This is a genomic window from Micromonospora sp. NPDC049048 (assembly GCF_043197615.1).
Taxonomy (GTDB): Bacteria; Actinomycetota; Actinomycetes; order Mycobacteriales; family Micromonosporaceae; genus Micromonospora.
Genome location: NZ_JBICTM010000009.1, coordinates 180302 through 197978 on the forward strand (window position 1 = coordinate 180302; position 17677 = coordinate 197978).

Genomic DNA, 17677 nt, shown 5'->3' on the forward strand with positions numbered 1-17677 from the left:
GCTGTGACCACCCGCAGACCGTGGGTGACGGCATTTGTTCCCTCTCGGTCCCACGCTGGTCGAACGCGGGGCTGCCGGCAGCCGGCCCGCGAGCGCAGCGTCCCGCGGCCCTGATCCGTTACGACGACAGGCCGCCCGAACGGCTAGATAATTTTCACTCTTTTGCCGGTCGGCCAGACTTGCCCGATCGACCCGGCGCTCCTAGCGTTAGCCCGGCTCGGGCCCGCCCCACCGCGTCGCCGCGGCACCTGCGCCACAGGCAGTGCCGGCTGGACAGGAGTTCGGACGTGTCGTCCGGGCGGCCGGGCCCGGGTGTGATCAGGTCAGCGGGGGGCTGAGGGTGCGGGATCAGGTCCGGTTGCCGGACCGTGCTTGCCTTGCGCACGTCCATGTCGGCGTGCGCCGCCTGCGCGTGTCCACGGGACGGAGGCGGCGGCCCGATGGCGGGTGAGCTGAACGAGGCGGTCGTGGCGGCCCAGGCCGGCGACGAGGACGCCTTCCGCTTCCTCTACCGCAGCCTTCAGCCCGGTCTGCTCCGCTACCTCACCGCCCTGGTCGGCGCGGACGCCGAGGACGTCGCCTCGGAGACCTGGCTGCAGGTCTCCCGTGACCTGCCCACCTTCACCGGCGGCGAGTTCCGGGCCTGGACCGTCACCATCGCCCGCAACCGGGCCATGGACCACCTGCGCCGGCAGCGCCGTCGGCCCTCGCTGCCGGTGCCGGTGCAGGCGCTCGCCGAACTGGCCGGTGACGCGAACACCGCCGAGCGGGCCGGTGAGGCGATCGGCACCGAGGCGGCGCTCGCGCTGATCGCCACCCTGCCGCCCCGCGAGGCCGAGGCCGTTTTGCTGCGTGCGGTCGTGGGACTGGACGCCGAGACCGCCGGACGGGTGCTCGGCCGCCGGCCCGGCGCCGTACGCACCGCAGCCCACCGGGGGCTGCGCCGGCTCGCCGCCCTGCTGGAACGCCACGACCCGGCCCGGTCGCCGGCCACCCTCGAGGCCGTCGTGCCGCCCCGACCGCGGACCGGACGGCGGCAGGCGTCGCACGCCGAACCGGCGGACGGCTGACGTGAGGGGATACAGGATGTTCTTCCGCCGGACCGAGCGGCCGGTCGACCACGACCGGCTGCTCGACGCGGCGCGCGCGGACGGCCGGGCGCCGGACACCGCCGACCCCGAGCCGCTCGCCCGGCTGCTCGCCGCGGCCGCCGCCCCCACCCGCCCCGGTGAGCTGGCCGGGGAGGAGGCCGCCGTGGCCGCCTTCCGCGCGGCCCGCGCGGTCGGCGCCGCGGCACAGGCCCCGGCACCACGCCGCCGCCGCTTCACCGCTGGCGCGGTCGCCTGGGGTGCGGGTATCGCGATCACCGCGACGGCGGGCGCCGCCTTCGCGGCCGTCACCCTGGACCGTGCCGACGATCCGGCTCCGCCGCCGCGCCCCGCCACCCCGGCGCCGACCAGCACGGAGCCGGATCGGGACGGGCCGACGGCGGCCACCGGAGACGGCCACCCCACCCCGGCGCCGCCACCCGGCCCCACCGCCGCCCCCACCTCGCGCGCACCGGTCCCCGGCACCACCGCCGGCGACGCGGCGGAGACGCCACAGCCGCCCGCCGAACAACTGCGCGGCCTCTGCCGGGCGTACGTGGCGAAGAAGCCGGAGCAGCGGGAGAAGGCGCTGGACAACCCCTCGTTCGCCCGCCTCGTCACCGCTGCGGGGGGCCGGGAGCGGGTCGAGGACTTCTGCGGGGAGCTGGTGCCCGACGCGGCGGCGAAGCAGCCGCCGGAGAAGGCGACGTCCCCGACCCCGGTCCCGACCTCCGACGACTGACCCGTCGCGGTCGCCCCGGGCGGCCGATTCCGCCGGCCCGTACCGGTCGGGCCGGTCCGCCGCTTCCGCTGCACGTTCCGCCCGGAGGCACGAAAATCGTCTGCTAGACAGAAGTGGGTGGGTCGCCGCTGCCCTCGCCGATGACGGTGGGTGGCGTTACGGTGACACGGCTTGGAAGTCGGCCGGGGAAGGGAGACCGTCCTGTGGTGACGTCGCCGGAGCTCGACCGGACCACCGTCCTGCGGGAGTCCGCCGCCGCCGAGGGCCACCTCGCGCGCATCTGCTTCAAGACCGGTCCACCGACGCGCACCGGCGTCGAACTCGAGTGGACCGTGCACGACGCCGCCGATCCCGCCCGCCCGGTCGACGGCGAGCGGCTACGGGCGGCCCTGGGGCGGCACAGCCCCCGCACCCTCGACTGCGCGAGCCCCGCCGAGCCGCTCGCGCACGGCGGCATCGTGACCGTCGAGCCCGGCGGGCAGGTGGAGATATCCACCCCGCCACGCTCCTCCGTCGCAACCCTCGTCCACGCCGCCGACGGCGACATCGCCGAGCTGAGCGGGCTGCTCGCCGCCGCCGGTCTGGTCCTCGGGCGCAGCGGCATCGACCCGCACCGGCCGCCCCGTCCGGTGGTCGAGGGCCCGCGCTACCGCGCCATGCGCCACGTCTTCGACCGACGTGGGCCGGCCGGCCGGACGATGATGTACAGCACCGCCGGTCTCCAGGTCTGCCTGGACGCCGGGGAGCCGGAACACCTGCCGGAGCGCTGGGCGGCGGCGCACGCGCTCGGGCCGCCCCTGCTGGCCGCGTTCGCCACGGCCGACCGGCACGCGGGGCGCAGCACCGGCTGGGCGTCCGCCCGGATGGCGGCCTGGTACGGCATCGAACCGGCCCGCACCCGGCCCGTCTGGACGCCGGACACCGACGTCGACCCGGTCACCGCCTGGACCAGCTACGTCCTCGCCGCCCCGCTGCTCTGCGTGCGCGACGACGGCCCCGACTGGACGCCGCCGCCGGGGATCACCTTCGCCGACTGGGTCGACGGGGCGCTGCCCCGGCCGCCCACCACCGACGACCTCGACTACCACGTGAGCACCCTCTTTCCGCCGGTGCGACCCCGGGGCTACCTGGAGCTGCGCTACCTCGACGCGCAACCCGGTCGGGGCTGGGTGCTCCCGCTCGCGATGCTGGCCGCCCTGCTCGCCGACCCCGGCACGGTCCGCGCGGCCCGCGTCGTCGCCGGGCCGGTGGCGCACCGCTGGCACGCCGCCGCCCGCCACGGTCTGCGCGATCCGGCGCTGGCCGCCGCGGCGGCCGACCTGTTCGACCTGGCCCTCGCGGCCCTGCCCCGGCTCGACCTGCCGGCGGCCCTGCACGATGACATCGACCGAGGCCTACGACGGCGGCGGCACGCCGCGGGAAGGAGCCACCGGTGACCGGAGCGACCATCCACCGGGCGGGCGCGGAGCAGCTGCGCAGCCGGATCGCGGCGGAGCTGGAGCGCACCCGCGCCCGCACCGCCCTGCTCACCGAGACGGTCGACGAGGACGACCTGATGCGGCAGCACTCGCCGCTGATGTCCCCGCTGGTCTGGGACCTCGCCCACGTCGGCAACCAGGAGGAACTCTGGCTGGTCCGGGACGTGGGCGGGCGCGAACCCGTCCGGCGGGACATCGACGACCTGTACGACGCGTTCAAGCAGCCCCGCCGGGACCGCCCGGCGCTGCCACTGCTGCCCCCGCAGGAGGCCCGCGCCTACCTGCTCACCGTCCGGGACAAGGTGCTCGACCTGCTGGACCGGGTCGCGTTCACCGAGCGGCCGCTGGTCGCCGACGGCTTCGCCTTCGGGATGATCGTGCAGCACGAGCAGCAGCACGACGAGACGATGCTCGCCACCCACCAACTGCGCGCCGGCCCGGCGGTGCTGCACGCCCCGCCGCCGCCGGAGCCGAAGGTGCGGGTCGACGCCGAGGTGCTGGTGCCGGCCGGCGAGTTCACCATGGGCACCGACACCGACCCGTGGGCGCTGGACAACGAGCGCCCCGCCCACCGGGTCCACCTGCCGGCGTACGTGATCGACGCCGCGCCGGTGACCAACGGGCGCTACCGCGAGTTCATCGCCGACGGCGGCTACGACGACCCGCGCTGGTGGAGCCCGGCCGGCTGGGCGCACCGCCAGGAGGCGCGGCTGGTCGCGCCGATGCACTGGCGGCGCGACGGCGACGGCTGGGCCTGCCGGCGGTTCGGGCGGTGGACGCCGGTACGCGACGACGAGCCGGTGGTGCACGTCTGCCAGTACGAGGCGCAGGCGTACGCGGCCTGGGCCGGCAAGCGGCTGCCGACCGAGGCGGAGTGGGAGAAGGCGGCCCGCTGGGACCCGGCCACCGGCCGCTCCCGCCGCTTCCCCTGGGGCGACGACGACCCCACCGCCGAGCACGCCAACCTGGGCCAGCGGCACCTGTGGCCCGCGCCGGTGGGCGCCTACCCGGCCGGCGCCTCGCCGCTGGGCGTGCACCAGCTCATCGGCGACGTGTGGGAGTGGACCTGCACCCCGTTCCGGGGGCACCCCGGCTTCACCGCGTTCCCCTACCGCGAATACTCGGAGGTCTTCTTCGGCGAGGAGTACCTGGTGCTGCGCGGCGGTTCGTTCGGCACCGACCGGGCCGCCTGCCGGGGCACCTTCCGCAACTGGGACTACCCGATCCGGCGGCAGATCTTCAGCGGCTTCCGCTGCGCGCGCGACGCCCGGCCGGAGGAGGCGCAGCCGTGATGGCGTCGCCACCGGGCCGCCGGCTCGCCTGCCTTGCGCGGGGCCGTCCCGCCGCCGGGCCGTGTGGCACGGGTGCCGGGCACCCGGGCCGTCCCGCCGCCGGGCAGGGCGGTGCGGCCTGATGTGTCGCCACCTGGCCTACCTGGGACCGCCGGTGACCCTGCGGGAGCTGCTGTTCGACCCGCCGTACTCCCTCGTGCGGCAGTCCTGGGCGCCGCGCGACATGCGCGGCGGCGGGACGATCAACGCCGACGGCTTCGGCGTCGGCTGGTACCCGGGCGACGGCGAGCCGGTGCGCTACCGGCGGTCGCAGCCGATCTGGAGCGACCCGACCATCGCCCAGCTCGCGGCGGTCACGTCGGCCGGCGCGGTGCTGGCCGCCGTCCGTTCCGCCACCGTCGGCATGGCGGTGCTCGACGGGGCCGCCGCCCCGTTCGCCGAGGGACGTTGGCTGTTCAGCCACAACGGGGTGGTGCGGGGCTGGCCCGACTCGATGGTCGCGCTCGCCGCCACCCTGCCCGTACGCGATCTGCTCACCCTCGACGCGTCCACCGACTCGGCGTTGCTGTGGGCGTTGGTCCGCCACCGGCTGCGGGCCGGGGTGAAGCCGGCGCGCGCGATCGCCGAGACCGTGACGGCGGTGGCCGGGGCCGCACCCGGGTCCCGGCTCAACCTGCTGCTCACCGACGGGCGCAGCGTCGTGGCCAGCGTCGCCGGCCACGCGCTGTCGCTACGCGCGACGCCGGCGTCGGTGCTGCTGGCGTCCGAGCCGCACGACGACGACCCCGGCTGGCAGGCGGTGCCGGAGGGGCGGCTGGTGGAGGCCACCTCGACGGGGGTGCGCGTCCGCGCCCTCGCCGAGGTCTGACCGCCGGCCCACAGGCACGTTCCATCCGACGACGAAGGGGATGACATGGGCGCGGAGCCGCTGGAGATCCACCTGGAGGAGCAGGACCTGGGCCGCAGCCTGCGGGAGGACGTCCGCACCGGCCTGACGGCCGAGGAGAAGTGGCTGCCGCCCAAGTGGTTCTACGACGCGCGGGGCAGCGAGCTGTTCGAGGAGATCACCCGGTTGGACGAGTACTACCCGACCCGGGCCGAGCGCGCGGTGCTGGCCGAGCGGGCGGCCACGATCGCCGAGCTGACCGGCGCCAAGACGCTGATCGAGCTCGGTTCGGGTTCGTCGGAGAAGACCCGGCTGCTGCTGGACGCGTTCACCCGCCGGGGCGGGCTGGGCACGTTCGTGCCGCTGGACGTGTCGGTCAGCGCGCTGCGGCAGTCCACCGCCCAGATCGCGGCCGACTATCCCGGGCTGCGGGTACGCGGAATCGTGGGGGACTTCACCCGCCACCTGGACCGCCTGCCGACCGGGGGGCGCCGGCTGGTGCTCTTCCTCGGCGGCACGATCGGCAACCTCCTGCCCGCCGAGCGGGCGCGGTTCCTCGCCGGGATGCGGGACGCGCTGGAGCCGGGGGACTGGCTGCTGATCGGCACCGACCTGGTGAAGGATCCGGCCGTGGTCGTGCCGGCGTACGACGACGCGGCCGGGGTCACCGCCGAGTTCAACCGCAACGTGCTGCGGGTGGTCAACCGGGAGCTGGGCGCCGACTTCGACCCGGAGGGCTTCGCCCACGTGGCGCTCTGGGACCCGCGGCGGGAGTGGATCGAGATGCGGCTGCGGGCACGGCGGCCGATGCGCGTACGGGTGCTCGACCTGACGGTCACCTTCGCCGAGGGGGAGGAACTGCGTACGGAGGTGTCGGCGAAGTTCCGGCCCGAGGGCATCGCCGCGGAACTGGGCGCGGCCCGCCTCGCCGCCCACGACTTCTGGACCGACCCGGACGGCCTGTTCGGCGTGACCCTGGCCCGCGCCGAGTGACCGTCCGGTGACCGGGTGCCGGTGGGCCGGGTGCCCGTGGGCCGGGTGCCCGTGGGCCGGGTGCCCGTGGGCGGCGACGCCGGTACGGGCGTCGAGCGCGCCGGTGCGGACCCCGGCGGGTGAGCAGCCTCACCCGCCGGGGCGGACCCCTGCGGCGGTCCGCTAGGCTGGGCGGCGCGAAGGGGAGTAGCCCCCAATGTCGTGGTCGACACACTGGTGCGTTCCGCATCCGGCCACGCGGCCTCGTGATCCGAGGCGGGCGAGACCTTCGACCCAGGCTGTAGCAGCCGGGTCGAGGGCGCCCCCGTACCTCCTCCCGGCATGATCCGGAAGGATGTCATGGAAGGTTTCCTCGTCGCGCTGGCGGTCAGCTTCGGCGTCATCTTCGTCGCGGAGCTGGGGGACAAGTCCCAGCTGATGGCCCTGACCTTCGCCACCCGCTTCAAGACCGTACCGGTCCTCATCGGGATCACCATCGCCACCGCCGTGGTGCACCTGGCCTCGGTGGCGATCGGCTACGGGCTCGGTGCCGCGCTGCCGACGGAGTGGATCTCGCTCGTCGCGGGCCTGGCGTTCCTCGGCTTCGGGGCGTGGACCCTGCGCGGTGACACCCTCACCGAGGAGGAGAAGCGCAAGGCCGAGAAGAACAGCAAGTCGGCCATCGTCGCGGTCTCGGTCGCGTTCTTCCTGGCCGAGCTGGGCGACAAGACCATGCTCGCCACGATCACCCTCGCCACCCAGTACGGCTGGTTCGGCACCTGGCTCGGCTCGACGATCGGCATGGTCGCGGCGGACGCGCTCGCCATCCTCGTCGGGCGGATGCTGGGCCGGCGACTGCCGGAGAAGACCATCAAGTACGGCGCCGCAGTGCTCTTCGCGATCTGCGGGCTCTGGCTGATCCTGGAGGCCGTCACGCAGCTCACCTGACCCCGACCGCCGCCGGGCCCGCCGCGCCGACCGCCGCCGGGCCCGCCGCGCCGGCCGACTGCCGCCTTGCTGGCCGACTACCAGTCACGCTGGCCGACTACCGCCATGCTGGCCGGGTAACGCCAGCGGGTGGTGGGTGTCGAGGAGATCCTGCGCCACGGCTACCAGGCCCTGGTCACCGCGGTGGAGGTCGCCGGGGCGACGGTCATCTTCGTCGGGGCGGCGTGGGCGGCGCTGCGGTTCGTGGTCGAAGGGCTGCGGCACCGCAGCGCCGCCGTGTTCACCCCGATCCGGCTCTCCCTGGGGCGGTTCCTCACGCTCGGGCTGGAGTTCCAGCTCGCGGCCGACATCCTGCGTACGGCGGTCTCGCCGACCTTCACCCAGATCGGCCAGCTGGCGGCGATCGCCGCGATCCGGACCGCGCTGAACTACTTCCTGGGCCGGGAGATCCGCCAGGAGCAGCGGCAGATCAGCGCGGCGGAGCGCGGCAGGTGATCCGTGCCCTGGTCACCGCCGTCACGGCGGCCGCCGCCCTGGCCGGGCTGGCCGTGCTGCTCGGCACGGGTTCCTGGCGGTCGGCGATGCGGGTACTGCTGGACCTGCTCGTCGCCGCGGGCCTGTTGCGGCTGGCGAGCGGCCAGGGCTGGACGGAGCTGGCCGCGGCGGCGGCGATCGTCGGGCTGCGCCGGCTGCTCTGGGCCGCGCTCACCGCCGGCGGGCCGCCCGGCCCGGCCCGGCAGCCGTCGGCGCGGGCTCCGGACGCGACCCGCTGAACCACGGCGACCCGGCAGCGGGCCGCCACGGCCGACCGGGGCGACGGGCCGACGCCGACCGGGCGCGGTCCCGCCGCCGGCGCGGCCCACCGGCGGCGCGGCCCACGTCGGCGCGGCGGCCCACCGGCGGCGCGGCGGTCCGCCACGCCTCGTGCTCCGCCGAGCCAGCCGGCCCGGTCCGCCCTGCCCGCGCTGGTACCGGTCAGCCCTGCCCGCGCTGGTAGACGTCCGGCACGCCGTCGTGGTCGGCGTCGACCTGTTCCGCCTCGGCGATCCGCCGGTAGGCGGCGTTGCGCCGCCGCAGCACGACGGTGGCGAGCACCGCGGAGATCACCGAGCCGGCCAGCACGGCCGCCTTGACGTTGTCGTCGGCGGTGCTGCCCGGACCGAACGCGAGTTCGCCGATCAGCAGGGAGACGGTGAACCCGATCCCGGCGAGCAGCGCCACCCCGAGCAGGTCCGTCCAGGTGATGTCCTCGTCGAGCCGGGCCCGGGTGAACCGGGCGAGCAGGAAGGTCGAGCCGAAGATCCCGACGGCCTTGCCGAGCACCAGGCCCGCGACGACGCCGAGCACGATCGGGTCGGTGACGATCGCGCCCAGGTCGGCGCCCCGCAGCGAGACGCCGGCCGCGAAGAACGCGAAGACGGGCACGGCGAACCCGGCCGAGATCGGGCGCCAGCGGTGCTCCAGGTGCTCGGCGAGCCCGTGCGGGGAGCCGGTCCTGCCCCGCAGGACGGGCACGGTGAAGCCCAGCAGGACGCCCGCCACGGTGGCGTGCACCCCGGAGGCGTGCATGAGGGCCCAGGCGGTGACGGCGAGCGGGATCAGGGCCCACCACCAGGTCTTGCGCCGCTGCACGAGCAGGCCGAAGACGGCGATCGGGGCCAGGGAGGCGAGCAGCGGCAGCGGGCTGAAGTCGTCGGTGTAGAAGAACGCGATGACCGTGATGGCGAGCAGGTCGTCGACCACCGCGAGGGTGAGCAGGAAGGCGCGCAGGCCCTGCGGCAGGTGGGAGCCGATGACGGCGAGCACGGCCAGGGCGAAGGCGATGTCCGTCGCGGTGGGGATGGCCCAGCCCCGCAGCCCGTCGCCGCCGGCGGCGAGGTTCACCGCGAGGTAGATCAGGGCGGGCGCCACCATGCCGCCGACCGCCGCGACCACGGGCAGCACGGCGCGGCGGGGGTCGCGCAGCTCGCCCGCGACGAACTCCCGCTTGAGTTCCAGCCCGACGACGAAGAAGAAGATGGCCAGCAGGCCGTCGGCGGCCCAGGCGGTCAGGTCCAGGTCCAGGTGCAGGCCTGCGCCGCCCGGCCAGGGCACCCACGTGCTGAGGGCGGCGTAGGAGGACTCCCAGGGCGAGTTGGCCCAGGCGAGCGCGATCACCGCGCCGAGCAGCAGGAGGCCGCCGCCGACGGTCTCGGTCCGCAGCACGTCGGCCAGGAAACGGGCTTCCGGCCAGGACGTACGCGAGAAGAACCGGCGGTTCGGGGGCGACGGGTCGGCGTGCGGGGTGCGGTCGGTCATGCGGGGATCCACCTCGGGTCTCGGGCAGCACTGTGCGACGCCGACCAGGCTTCCCGGCACACCGCCCCCGACCCTATCCAGCTCTGCCCTGACCGGCGACTCCGGACGCCCGTCTGCGGGCCACTTCACGTCCGGTCGCTTCTCCCCGCCACCCGGGACGCCGTACGCCCGTTTGTCCGGTGGTGGGTCGGGCGCATATGTCAAGGGGTGAAAGTACGTAACTCGGGACATAAGGCGTATGAGTCGCTTTAATGGTTTCACGAGATTAAGTCGACCTTGGGGGTTTTCGTGAAGTTCTTTGGCGTTACCGGCCTGGTACGGAGGCCCGCCTGATGGACCTGTATCGCCAACTCCGCCTCGTGCGCCGGCACTGGTGGATCGTGCTCCTCACCGTCATGGTCGCGCTCGGCGTCACCGCACTCGTCACCGTCCGGGCGCAGCCCCGCTACGTGGCGTCGGTGACCTTCTTCGTCACCACGCCCAGCCAGGGCGTCACCGACGCCTACCAGGGCGGCCTCTTCCTCCAGCAGCGCGTCAAGTCCTACGCGGAACTGCTGACCAGCGACCGCCTCGCGCAGAGCGTGGTCGCCGAGAACCCGGTCGGGCTCACCGCCGAGGAGATCCAGCGTCGGGTCAGCACCTCCACCGAGACCGGCACCGTGCTGCTGCGCGCGTCGGTGACCGACACGGACCAGAACCGCGCGCTCAAGGTCGCCGAAGTGCTCTCCGCGAAGTTCGTCGAGCTGGTGCAGAAGGTGGAGACGACCCAGGACGGCAAGGCCGGCCCGATCCGCATCGAGGTGGTCAGCGGGCCCCGGGTCACCCCGACCCCCGTCTCGCCGCAGCCCGTCCGCAACGTCGCCGTCGGTACGCTGCTCGGCCTGCTCGCCGGCGTGGGCCTGGCGATCCTGCGGGGCGTCGCCGACGTCCGCCTGCGCGACGCCGCCGGCCTCCAGCGCACCACCGGCAGCCCGCTGCTCGGCGAGATCCCCTTCGAGAGCACCGCGAAGTCGGAGCCGTTGATCGTCGGCGAGGCGGCGAACTCCGCCCGGGCCGAGGCGGTCCGCAAGCTGCGTACCAACCTGCGCTTCGTCGACGTGCACGAGCCCGCGCGCGTCATCGCGGTCACCAGCGCCCTGCAGGGCGAGGGCAAGACCACGCTCTCCTGCAACCTGGCGATCGCCCTGGCCGAGGCCGGCTGGCGGGTGCTGCTGGTCGACGCCGACCTGCGCCGCCCGAAGGTCGCCGACTACCTGGGGCTCGACGCGGGCATCGGGCTGACCGACGTGCTGGTCGGCGACGTCCAGGTCGGCGACGTGGTGCAGCGCTGGGGCGACAAGTCCCTGCTGGTGCTCCCGAGCGGGTCGGCGCCGCCCAACCCCAGCGAGCTGCTCGGCTCCAAGGCGATGGCGGACCTGCTGCTCGCCCTGCGGGAGTCCGCCGACATCGTCATCATCGACACCGCCCCGCTGCTGGCCGTGACCGACGGCGTGGTGGTGGCCGTGCAGGCCGACGGCGCGCTGCTGGTCTCCCAGCAGGGCCGCACCTCACGCAGCCAGGTGGCGCAGGCCGCCCGTGCCCTGAACTCGGTCTCCGTCCGGCTGCTCGGCTGCGTACTGAACATGGCCAAGGTGGCCAAGGCGGAGGCGTACCAGTACGAGGCCTACCGGGTGGTCGCCGCTACCGCGACCGCGGACGCGCCGGCCGGTTCGGCCCCGACCGCCCGGCACGCGGAGCGGATCGACGGCGTCGTCAGCGACCGTACGCAGGAACTCACCCGGCTGTCCCGATGAGCGCCGCGAGGGGTCGCATGGACCGTTCGATCTCCTCCGCGCAGCGTCGGAAGTCGGCGACGGTACCGCCGATCGGGTCCCGCAGGTCGTCCGCGTCCCCGGCGGCGGGTTGCAGCCGCCCCCGGGCGCGGGCGGCCGCCTCGACCGCCGCCCGCAGGGGGCCGCTGGCCGGATCCGTCGTGGGCTCGGCGGCCGCGGCCAGCCGGCCGAACTGCCGGAGGGTGAACGTCCGGTGCAGCGCGGCCGGCGCGAGCGCGGTGCAGACCGAGCGCTGGCGGCGCGTCGCCGTGAGCACCAGCGTCGCCCCGGCCAGGTACTCCGGGCGCAGTCGGCGGCTGCGGAAGTCGGCGGGGTCCCCGCCGGTCTCCGCCGCCAGGCCCGCCGCGTACGGGTGCATCGACAGGTCGTCGACGGCGTCGGTGCCGGCGCTGGCGACCGTCACCGCGAGCCCGGCCAGCAGGCGCCGGGCGATGTACTCGGCCATCGGTGAGCGGCACAGGTTGGCGTGGCAGACGAACAGCACCCGGTCGACCATGCGGACCCCTCTCGTCGGTGCCGTCGCGGGCGGTGGCGCCGGGACGGCGGCTGGCCGTCGGAACCGGCCGGACGTGGAGGGGTTGTCGGCATCGTACGCGCGCCGGCCGCGTCCACGTCACGGTGCCGCGCCGAGCCGCCCGGTCCGGACGGAGGCGCGCCGGTGAGGATCGGGATCCTGTCCTACCACTTCCCGCCCGAGCCGGCGTTCATCCCGGGCAGCCTCGCCGAGGAGCTCGCCGTCCGGGGGCACGAGGTGAAGGTGCTGACGGGCTTCCCCGACTATCCGGGCGGGCACGTCTACCCGGGCTGGCGGCAGCGCTGGCGGCACGAGACCCGCAGCGAGCGGCTGACCGTCCGGCGGATCCCGCGTTACTCGGCGGGCGACGGGTCGGTGCGCGGCCGGATGGCGGGCCACCTGTCGTTCGCCGGCAGCGCGGCGCTGGCCGGACGGTCGTTCCTGGCCGACGTCGACGCCCTCTACGTACACCTGCCGCCGGCGAACGCCTTCGCCGCGGCGGCCCTGCTCCGGCTGCTGGGCCGGGTGCCGACGGTCGTGCACGTGCAGGACGTCTGGGCGGAGGACGAGCCGGTCGGGGCCGAGAACGGGCGGTGGGCCGGGCGGATCGCCGCCTCGATGGCGCGTGCCTACCGGGCGGCCGACGGGATCGCGGTCGCCGCGCCGTCGCTGCGCGAGCGGGTGGTCGCGGCGGGCGCGGACCCCGCCCGGGTGCGGATGGTCCTCAACTGGACCGACGAGCGGATCTTCCACCCGGCCCGGCCCAGCCGGGCGGCCCACCGGCTGGTGCGGCGCGACGAGCGCTGCGTGGTGATGCACGCCGGCACCATCGGCGCCCGGCAGGGCCTGGAGACCGCGGTACGGGCGGCGGCGGCGCTGGAGCAGACGGTGGACCTCGTCCTGGTGGGCTCGGGCGCGGACGAGCGGCGGGTGCGGGGGCTCGCCGACGACCTGCGTGCCGAGAACGTGCGTTTCGTCGAGCGGCGGTCTCCGGCCGACATGCCGGAGCTGTACGCCGCCGCCGACTACCAGCTCGTCATGCTGCGGGACCTTCCCGAGCTGCGCAGCACCCTGCCGGCGAAGCTCCAGGCGGCGTTCTCCTGCGCCGCTCCGGTGGTGGCCTCCGCCGGCGGCGACACCGCCGAGCTGGTGGAGCGGGCCCGGGCGGGGCTCTCCTGCCCACCGGAGGACTGGGCGAGCCTGGCGGACCGGTTCTGGCTGGCGGCCACCATTCCGCCGCCCGCCCGGGCCGACATGGGCCGGCGCGGCCGGGAGGCGTACCTGCGGGAGATGTCCATGTCGGCGGGCGTGGACCGGATCGAGCGGCTGCTGTACGAGGCGGCCGCGGGGACCTCGAAGCCCAGATGAGCGGTGAGCGGGGCTCGCGTACCGGTCAACAGCGTCATCTCCGGGTGAGAACGATCGTTAGCAGTAGGAACAGCAGCGGAACGGGTCCGCCCGCCGCTGCCCAGGAAGGACGTGTGGTGTGACCGAGAGCGCGAGACGGCGTCGGCGGCGTGGCCGTTCCCGCCGCCGGCGGCAGGTGCGCCCGGCCCTGCTCGCCACCCTCGTGGTGGGTTCGCTGCTGCTGCTCACCGGCGGCTGGGTGGGCTTCCGGGGCTGGCAGGCCCGCGCCCACCTGCTCAACGCCGCCGGCCTGGCCCGGGAACTCAGCGCCCAGGTGCTCGGGGGCGACACCGCCAAGGCGCAGCGCACCCTCGCGGCGTTGCAGGAGCAGTCCGGCAGCGCCCGGTCGGCGACCGGTGACCCCGGCTGGTGGATCGGTCGGCACACCCCGTACGCGGGGGACAACCTGGCGGCGGTCCGGCAGATCGCGGTGGCCGTGGACGACCTGGCCCGGCAGGCGTTCCCGCCGCTGCTGCGCGCCGACCTGACCAGCCTGGTGCCGGCGGGCGGACGGCTGGACGTGGACCGGCTGCGGGCCCTGTCGGCTGAGCTGAACGCGGTCGACGCCACGGTCCAGGGCGCCCGGGACAGCCTCGCGGCGGTCCCCACCGACGGACTGGTCGGACAGGTCCGGCAGGCGCTCACCGACCTGCGGGGCGAGATAGACCGGCTGGGCGGCCTGACCGCCGCCGCGGGGCAGGCCACCCGACTGCTCCCGCCGCTGCTGGGCGCCGACGGTCCCCGCGACTACCTCGTCGTCTCCCAGAACCCCGCCGAGCTGCGTGCCACCGGCGGCATGATCGGCGCGTACGCCGTCATCCACGCGGCCGACGGCCGGGTCAGGATGGGCAAGCAGGGCACCAGCAGTGCGCTGGGCCTGTTCCAGCCACCGCTGAAGGTGCCCGCGGAGGTACGCAGACTCTGGGCCGACCTGCCCGGCACCTACCCGGCCGACGTCAACCTCACCCCGCACTTCCCGACCGCCGCCGCCCTCTACCGTGAGATGTTCCGGCGGCGTACCGGGACCACGGTGGACGGCGTGCTCGCCGTCGACCCGGTCGTGCTGTCGTACCTGCTCAAGGCGACCGGCCCGGTGATGGTGCCCGGCGGCGTCCCGCTGGCGGCCGAGAAGGTCGTGCAGACGGTGCTCAGCGACAGCTACCAGCGGATGGACAACGAGAAGCAGGACGCCTTCTTCGCCGCCTCCGCCGCTGCCGTGTTCGACGCGTTGGTCACGAAGGAAGTAGACCCGAAGGCTTTATTGTCCTCATTTGACCGTGCTGTCACGGAACGGCGGATATTGTTCTGGAGTGCCCGACCAGAAGAGCAACGGACGATCGGCGACAGCCGGATGGCCGGGGCGCTTCCGGAGAAGGACACCGTGCCCACGGTCGGCGTGTTCCTCAACGACGGCAGTGGCGCGAAGCTCGGCTACTACCTCCGGCCGTCGGCGACCCTCACGGTTGGCGACTGCCGGCCCGACGGCCGCCGGGAGCTCCGGCTCCGGGTCACCCTGCGTTCGTCGGCGCCGAAATCGGGTCTCAGCAAGTCGGTCCTCGGCCTCGGTCTGGCCGGTGACCCGTACACCGTCCGCACGTTGGTGTCGGTGCACAGCCCGGCCGGTGGGGCGGTGCTCGCCGCCCGGCTGGACGGCGCCGAGACGGCGGTGGGCAGCGGCACCGAGCGGCGACGCCAGGTGACCACGGCCAACGTCGAGGTAGGCCCGGGGGACGCTCGCACGTTGGAGGTCACCGTCCTGACGGCGACCACCGGCGTCGGCACCGCCGAGCTGTGGCTGACTCCCACCGCCACTCCATGGACCACCCAAGTTGTTTCCGCACCAAGCTGTGATCAGTAGGAGGGAACCAATCATGCGGCTATCCCGCATCATCATGGCGCTCACGGTCGGCCTGGCCGTGCTGGCCGCGCCGACCGCAGCGGGGGCGGCGCAGCCGCAGCCGACGCCCGGCACCGGAACGCCACAGCCCCCGGTCTACCCGCCGGGCGGCACCCCGACACTCACGGTGATCCCGCCGACCGTCGTGGTCGGCCAGACCGCCACCCTGATCGGCCGCGGCTGGAAGTCGGGCGAGACGGTCATCATCACCGTCAGCACGTCTCCGCTCGCCGCCGCCGTACCGGGCGCCGACCAGGCGCGCCGCAGCAACGGCGAGATGGTCGCGATGGCGCCCGTCTCGTTCCAGCGGGCGCCCCAGCCGAACCCCAGGACCCTGGAGGTGACGGCTGACGACAACGGCTACTTCCGCACCACCTACACGCCGCGCCACCACGGCACCTACACCTTCCGCGCCGAGGGCCAGACGCCACCGCGGCAGGTGGCGACCGCGACGCTGACCGTGCTCAAGAAGCACACGCCGGGGCTGCCCGTCACGGGCGACAGCCTGAGCACCCCGATGAAGTTCGGCGGCGGCCTCGTCGGCGCCGGCGCGGTGCTCCTGCTGCTGTCGCTGGTCTGGCGCAAGCGCCACCGGTTCGGCATGGGAGCCGCGCGCTGACGGTGAAACTCTCCCCGGGCAGGGCCCGGACACCGCAGAAGGCTGGCGCCCGTCGGACAACTCCGACGGGCGCCAGCCCGCGTCGTCGTGGTCGACCCCGATGCCGCCGGCCGTCCGGGGATGCGTGGCCGGTAGGCGGGAGCATGGCACCATGGCGGTGTCCTCCGCCGCCCGGTGGTCGGGACAGGACATCGATGGAGTCGGTATGACAGGACTGGCCGGCGCGCCGGTGCCGGGGCTGGCACCTCTGTGGACGCACGACCCCGTCACCGCCGGCCCCTACCGGCTGGTGGGCCGGCTGGGTGCGGGCGGTCAGGGAGTGGTCTACCTCGGCGAGGACGACCAGGGCCACCAGGTGGCGGTCAAAATGATCAACATCGACCTGAGTGACCCCCGGGCCCGCTCGCAGTTCATGAAGGAGATCGCCGCGGCCCGCCGCGTCGTCCCGTTCTGCACCGCGCAGGTGCTCTTCGCCGACGTGGACGGCGAACGGCCCTATGTGGTCAGCGAGTTCATCGAGGGCCCGACCCTCTACCGGCGCGTCCGCGAGAACGGCCCGGTCGCCGGCAACGCGCTGCACCGGCTCGCCGTCGGCACCGCCACCGCGCTCGCCGCGATCCACCGCTGCGACGTCGTGCACTGTGACCTCAAGCCCGAGAACGTGGTGCTCGGCCGGGACGGCCCGAGGGTGATCGACTTCGGCATCGCCCGCGCCCTGGGCGTCACCGAGACGGTGACCAGCCAGGTGATGGGTACCGCCGCGTACATGGCCCCGGAGCGGTTCCGCAACGACTCGGTCGGGCCACCCTGCGACGTCTTCGCCTGGGCCGCCACCATCGCCTTCGCCGCCGGCGGCCGGCCGCCGTTCGGCACCGACTCGCTCTTCGCGGTGATGCACCGGGTGCTGAACGAGCCGCCCGACCTGCCGCCGCTGCCGTCGGGTCTGGACGAGCTGGTCCGGCAGTGCCTGGCCAAGGATCCGGCCGAGCGGCCGGAGGCCGAGCAGGTGCTGATGCGGCTGCTCGGGCAGGTCGGGGACGCCGGCCCGCTGCGCCGCGAGACCGTGCTCCAGTTGGGCAACGAGACCGCCGGCGCGTCGACGCCGAACCAGCCGCTCCCGTTGCCCCGCGCGGGCCAGGACCCGCCGGTTGCGGCGGCGGGGCCCGGACCGACGCTGCCGGCGACATCGCCCGTGTCGCTGTCCCGGCCCGTGTCTCCGTCTCAGCCCGTGGCGCCGTCTCAGCCCGTGTCGCCGTCGGCGGACGGGCCGGAGCCGGCGGCACCGCCACTCGACGGGCCGGCGGCACCGCACCGCTCTGCCGCCGTCGGGGGTGCGGTCGCTTCGCCGTCCGAACCGGCGGGCGGTGGCTGGGGGCGGCGGCTGCGCCGCGAGTCCGTCGACGCCGGGGGCGTCTCGATCGCGATCTTCCTCGGCTCGGTCGGCGCCGCCGCCGGATACGTCGCGTCGAGCGCGGTGGACGTGGCCGCGGCGACCGGTGCGATCGCCTTCGTCGTGGTCTACGTTGTCCGGTTGCTGGTGGCGGCGGCGCTCGGCGGCCGGTCCGACCACTCCTGACGGTGGATCGGGAGTTCCGGTCGTCCGGCCGGTGCCCGTCGTCACGGGCGGTCAGGCCGCCCAGCGGTCAGACCCGCCACTGGCGGCGGGCACGGGGCCTGGCACCGCCGGTGGCGTCGCAGCGATAG

General features: G+C 74.8%; 16 protein-coding genes. 14 read left to right on the forward strand and 2 right to left on the reverse strand.

The window, feature by feature from the left end:
* The first annotated feature begins 440 nt into the window (after positions 1 to 440).
* The 9 genes from ACGFIG_RS26065 (at position 441) to ACGFIG_RS26105 (ending at position 8179) form a co-directional block, all read left to right on the forward strand.
* Positions 441 to 1070, forward strand: a complete 630-nt coding sequence (locus tag ACGFIG_RS26065) for an RNA polymerase sigma factor (RefSeq protein ID WP_393007144.1) — start codon at positions 441 to 443, stop codon at positions 1068 to 1070.
* A gap of 16 nt (positions 1071 to 1086) precedes the next feature.
* Entirely contained in the window at positions 1087 to 1830 is a 744-nt protein-coding gene (locus tag ACGFIG_RS26070; protein WP_393007146.1) for a hypothetical protein, read from the forward strand.
* 203 nt (positions 1831 to 2033) lie between these two features.
* A complete protein-coding gene (gene egtA, locus ACGFIG_RS26075) occupies positions 2034 to 3266 on the forward strand; it encodes an ergothioneine biosynthesis glutamate--cysteine ligase EgtA (protein WP_393007148.1) in 1233 nt (410 codons plus the stop codon).
* Positions 3267 to 3277: 11 nt separating this feature from the next.
* Positions 3278 to 4600, forward strand: coding sequence for an ergothioneine biosynthesis protein EgtB (egtB, locus tag ACGFIG_RS26080; RefSeq protein WP_393007409.1), 1323 nt, complete (start codon positions 3278 to 3280; stop codon positions 4598 to 4600).
* Positions 4601 to 4721: 121 nt separating this feature from the next.
* Complete coding sequence (gene egtC / locus ACGFIG_RS26085) at positions 4722 to 5468, forward strand: ergothioneine biosynthesis protein EgtC (RefSeq protein WP_393007150.1); 747 nt, start codon at positions 4722 to 4724, stop codon at positions 5466 to 5468.
* Between the two features lie 45 nt (positions 5469 to 5513).
* Positions 5514 to 6479: an L-histidine N(alpha)-methyltransferase gene (egtD, locus tag ACGFIG_RS26090; RefSeq protein WP_393007152.1), complete on the forward strand. Its 966-nt coding sequence runs from the start codon at positions 5514 to 5516 to the stop codon at positions 6477 to 6479.
* Positions 6480 to 6818: 339 nt separating this feature from the next.
* Positions 6819 to 7406 carry a TMEM165/GDT1 family protein gene (locus ACGFIG_RS26095; protein WP_393007411.1) on the forward strand — a complete coding sequence of 196 codons (588 nt, stop codon included), beginning with the start codon at positions 6819 to 6821 and terminating at the stop codon, positions 7404 to 7406.
* A gap of 129 nt (positions 7407 to 7535) precedes the next feature.
* Positions 7536 to 7901, forward strand: a complete 366-nt coding sequence (locus tag ACGFIG_RS26100) for a DUF1622 domain-containing protein (RefSeq protein ID WP_393007154.1) — start codon at positions 7536 to 7538, stop codon at positions 7899 to 7901.
* Positions 7898 to 8179, forward strand: a complete 282-nt coding sequence (locus ACGFIG_RS26105) for a hypothetical protein (RefSeq protein WP_393007156.1) — start codon at positions 7898 to 7900, stop codon at positions 8177 to 8179. The genes ACGFIG_RS26100 and ACGFIG_RS26105 overlap by 4 nt, the downstream gene beginning before the upstream one ends.
* Positions 8180 to 8381: 202 nt before the next feature.
* On the opposite strand, the gene nhaA is transcribed toward ACGFIG_RS26105, so the two are convergent.
* Positions 8382 to 9704: a Na+/H+ antiporter NhaA gene (gene nhaA / locus ACGFIG_RS26110; RefSeq protein ID WP_393007158.1), complete on the reverse strand. Its 1323-nt coding sequence runs from the start codon at positions 9702 to 9704 to the stop codon at positions 8382 to 8384.
* A gap of 332 nt (positions 9705 to 10036) precedes the next feature.
* Between nhaA and ACGFIG_RS26115 the strand changes: the two genes are divergently transcribed.
* Complete coding sequence (locus ACGFIG_RS26115) at positions 10037 to 11497, forward strand: polysaccharide biosynthesis tyrosine autokinase (protein WP_393007160.1); 1461 nt, start codon at positions 10037 to 10039, stop codon at positions 11495 to 11497.
* Here the strand turns inward: ACGFIG_RS26115 and ACGFIG_RS26120 are convergent.
* Positions 11478 to 12032, reverse strand: coding sequence for a low molecular weight phosphatase family protein (locus ACGFIG_RS26120; protein ID WP_393007162.1), 555 nt, complete (start codon positions 12030 to 12032; stop codon positions 11478 to 11480). The genes ACGFIG_RS26115 and ACGFIG_RS26120 overlap by 20 nt on opposite strands.
* Before the next feature lie 162 nt (positions 12033 to 12194).
* On the opposite strand from ACGFIG_RS26120, the gene ACGFIG_RS26125 reads away from it, so the two are divergent.
* From ACGFIG_RS26125 to ACGFIG_RS26140, 4 genes are all read left to right on the forward strand, one after another.
* Positions 12195 to 13418, forward strand: coding sequence for a glycosyltransferase family 4 protein (locus tag ACGFIG_RS26125; protein WP_393007164.1), 1224 nt, complete (start codon positions 12195 to 12197; stop codon positions 13416 to 13418).
* 118 nt (positions 13419 to 13536) lie between these two features.
* Positions 13537 to 15315, forward strand: a complete 1779-nt coding sequence (locus ACGFIG_RS26130; protein ID WP_393007166.1) for a DUF4012 domain-containing protein — start codon at positions 13537 to 13539, stop codon at positions 15313 to 15315.
* A 13-nt stretch (positions 15316 to 15328) separates the two neighbouring features.
* Complete coding sequence (locus tag ACGFIG_RS26135; protein ID WP_393007168.1) at positions 15329 to 15973, forward strand: hypothetical protein; 645 nt, start codon at positions 15329 to 15331, stop codon at positions 15971 to 15973.
* 205 nt (positions 15974 to 16178) lie between these two features.
* Positions 16179 to 17549: a protein kinase gene (locus tag ACGFIG_RS26140; RefSeq protein WP_393007170.1), complete on the forward strand. Its 1371-nt coding sequence runs from the start codon at positions 16179 to 16181 to the stop codon at positions 17547 to 17549.
* Positions 17550 to 17677 lie beyond the last annotated feature (128 nt).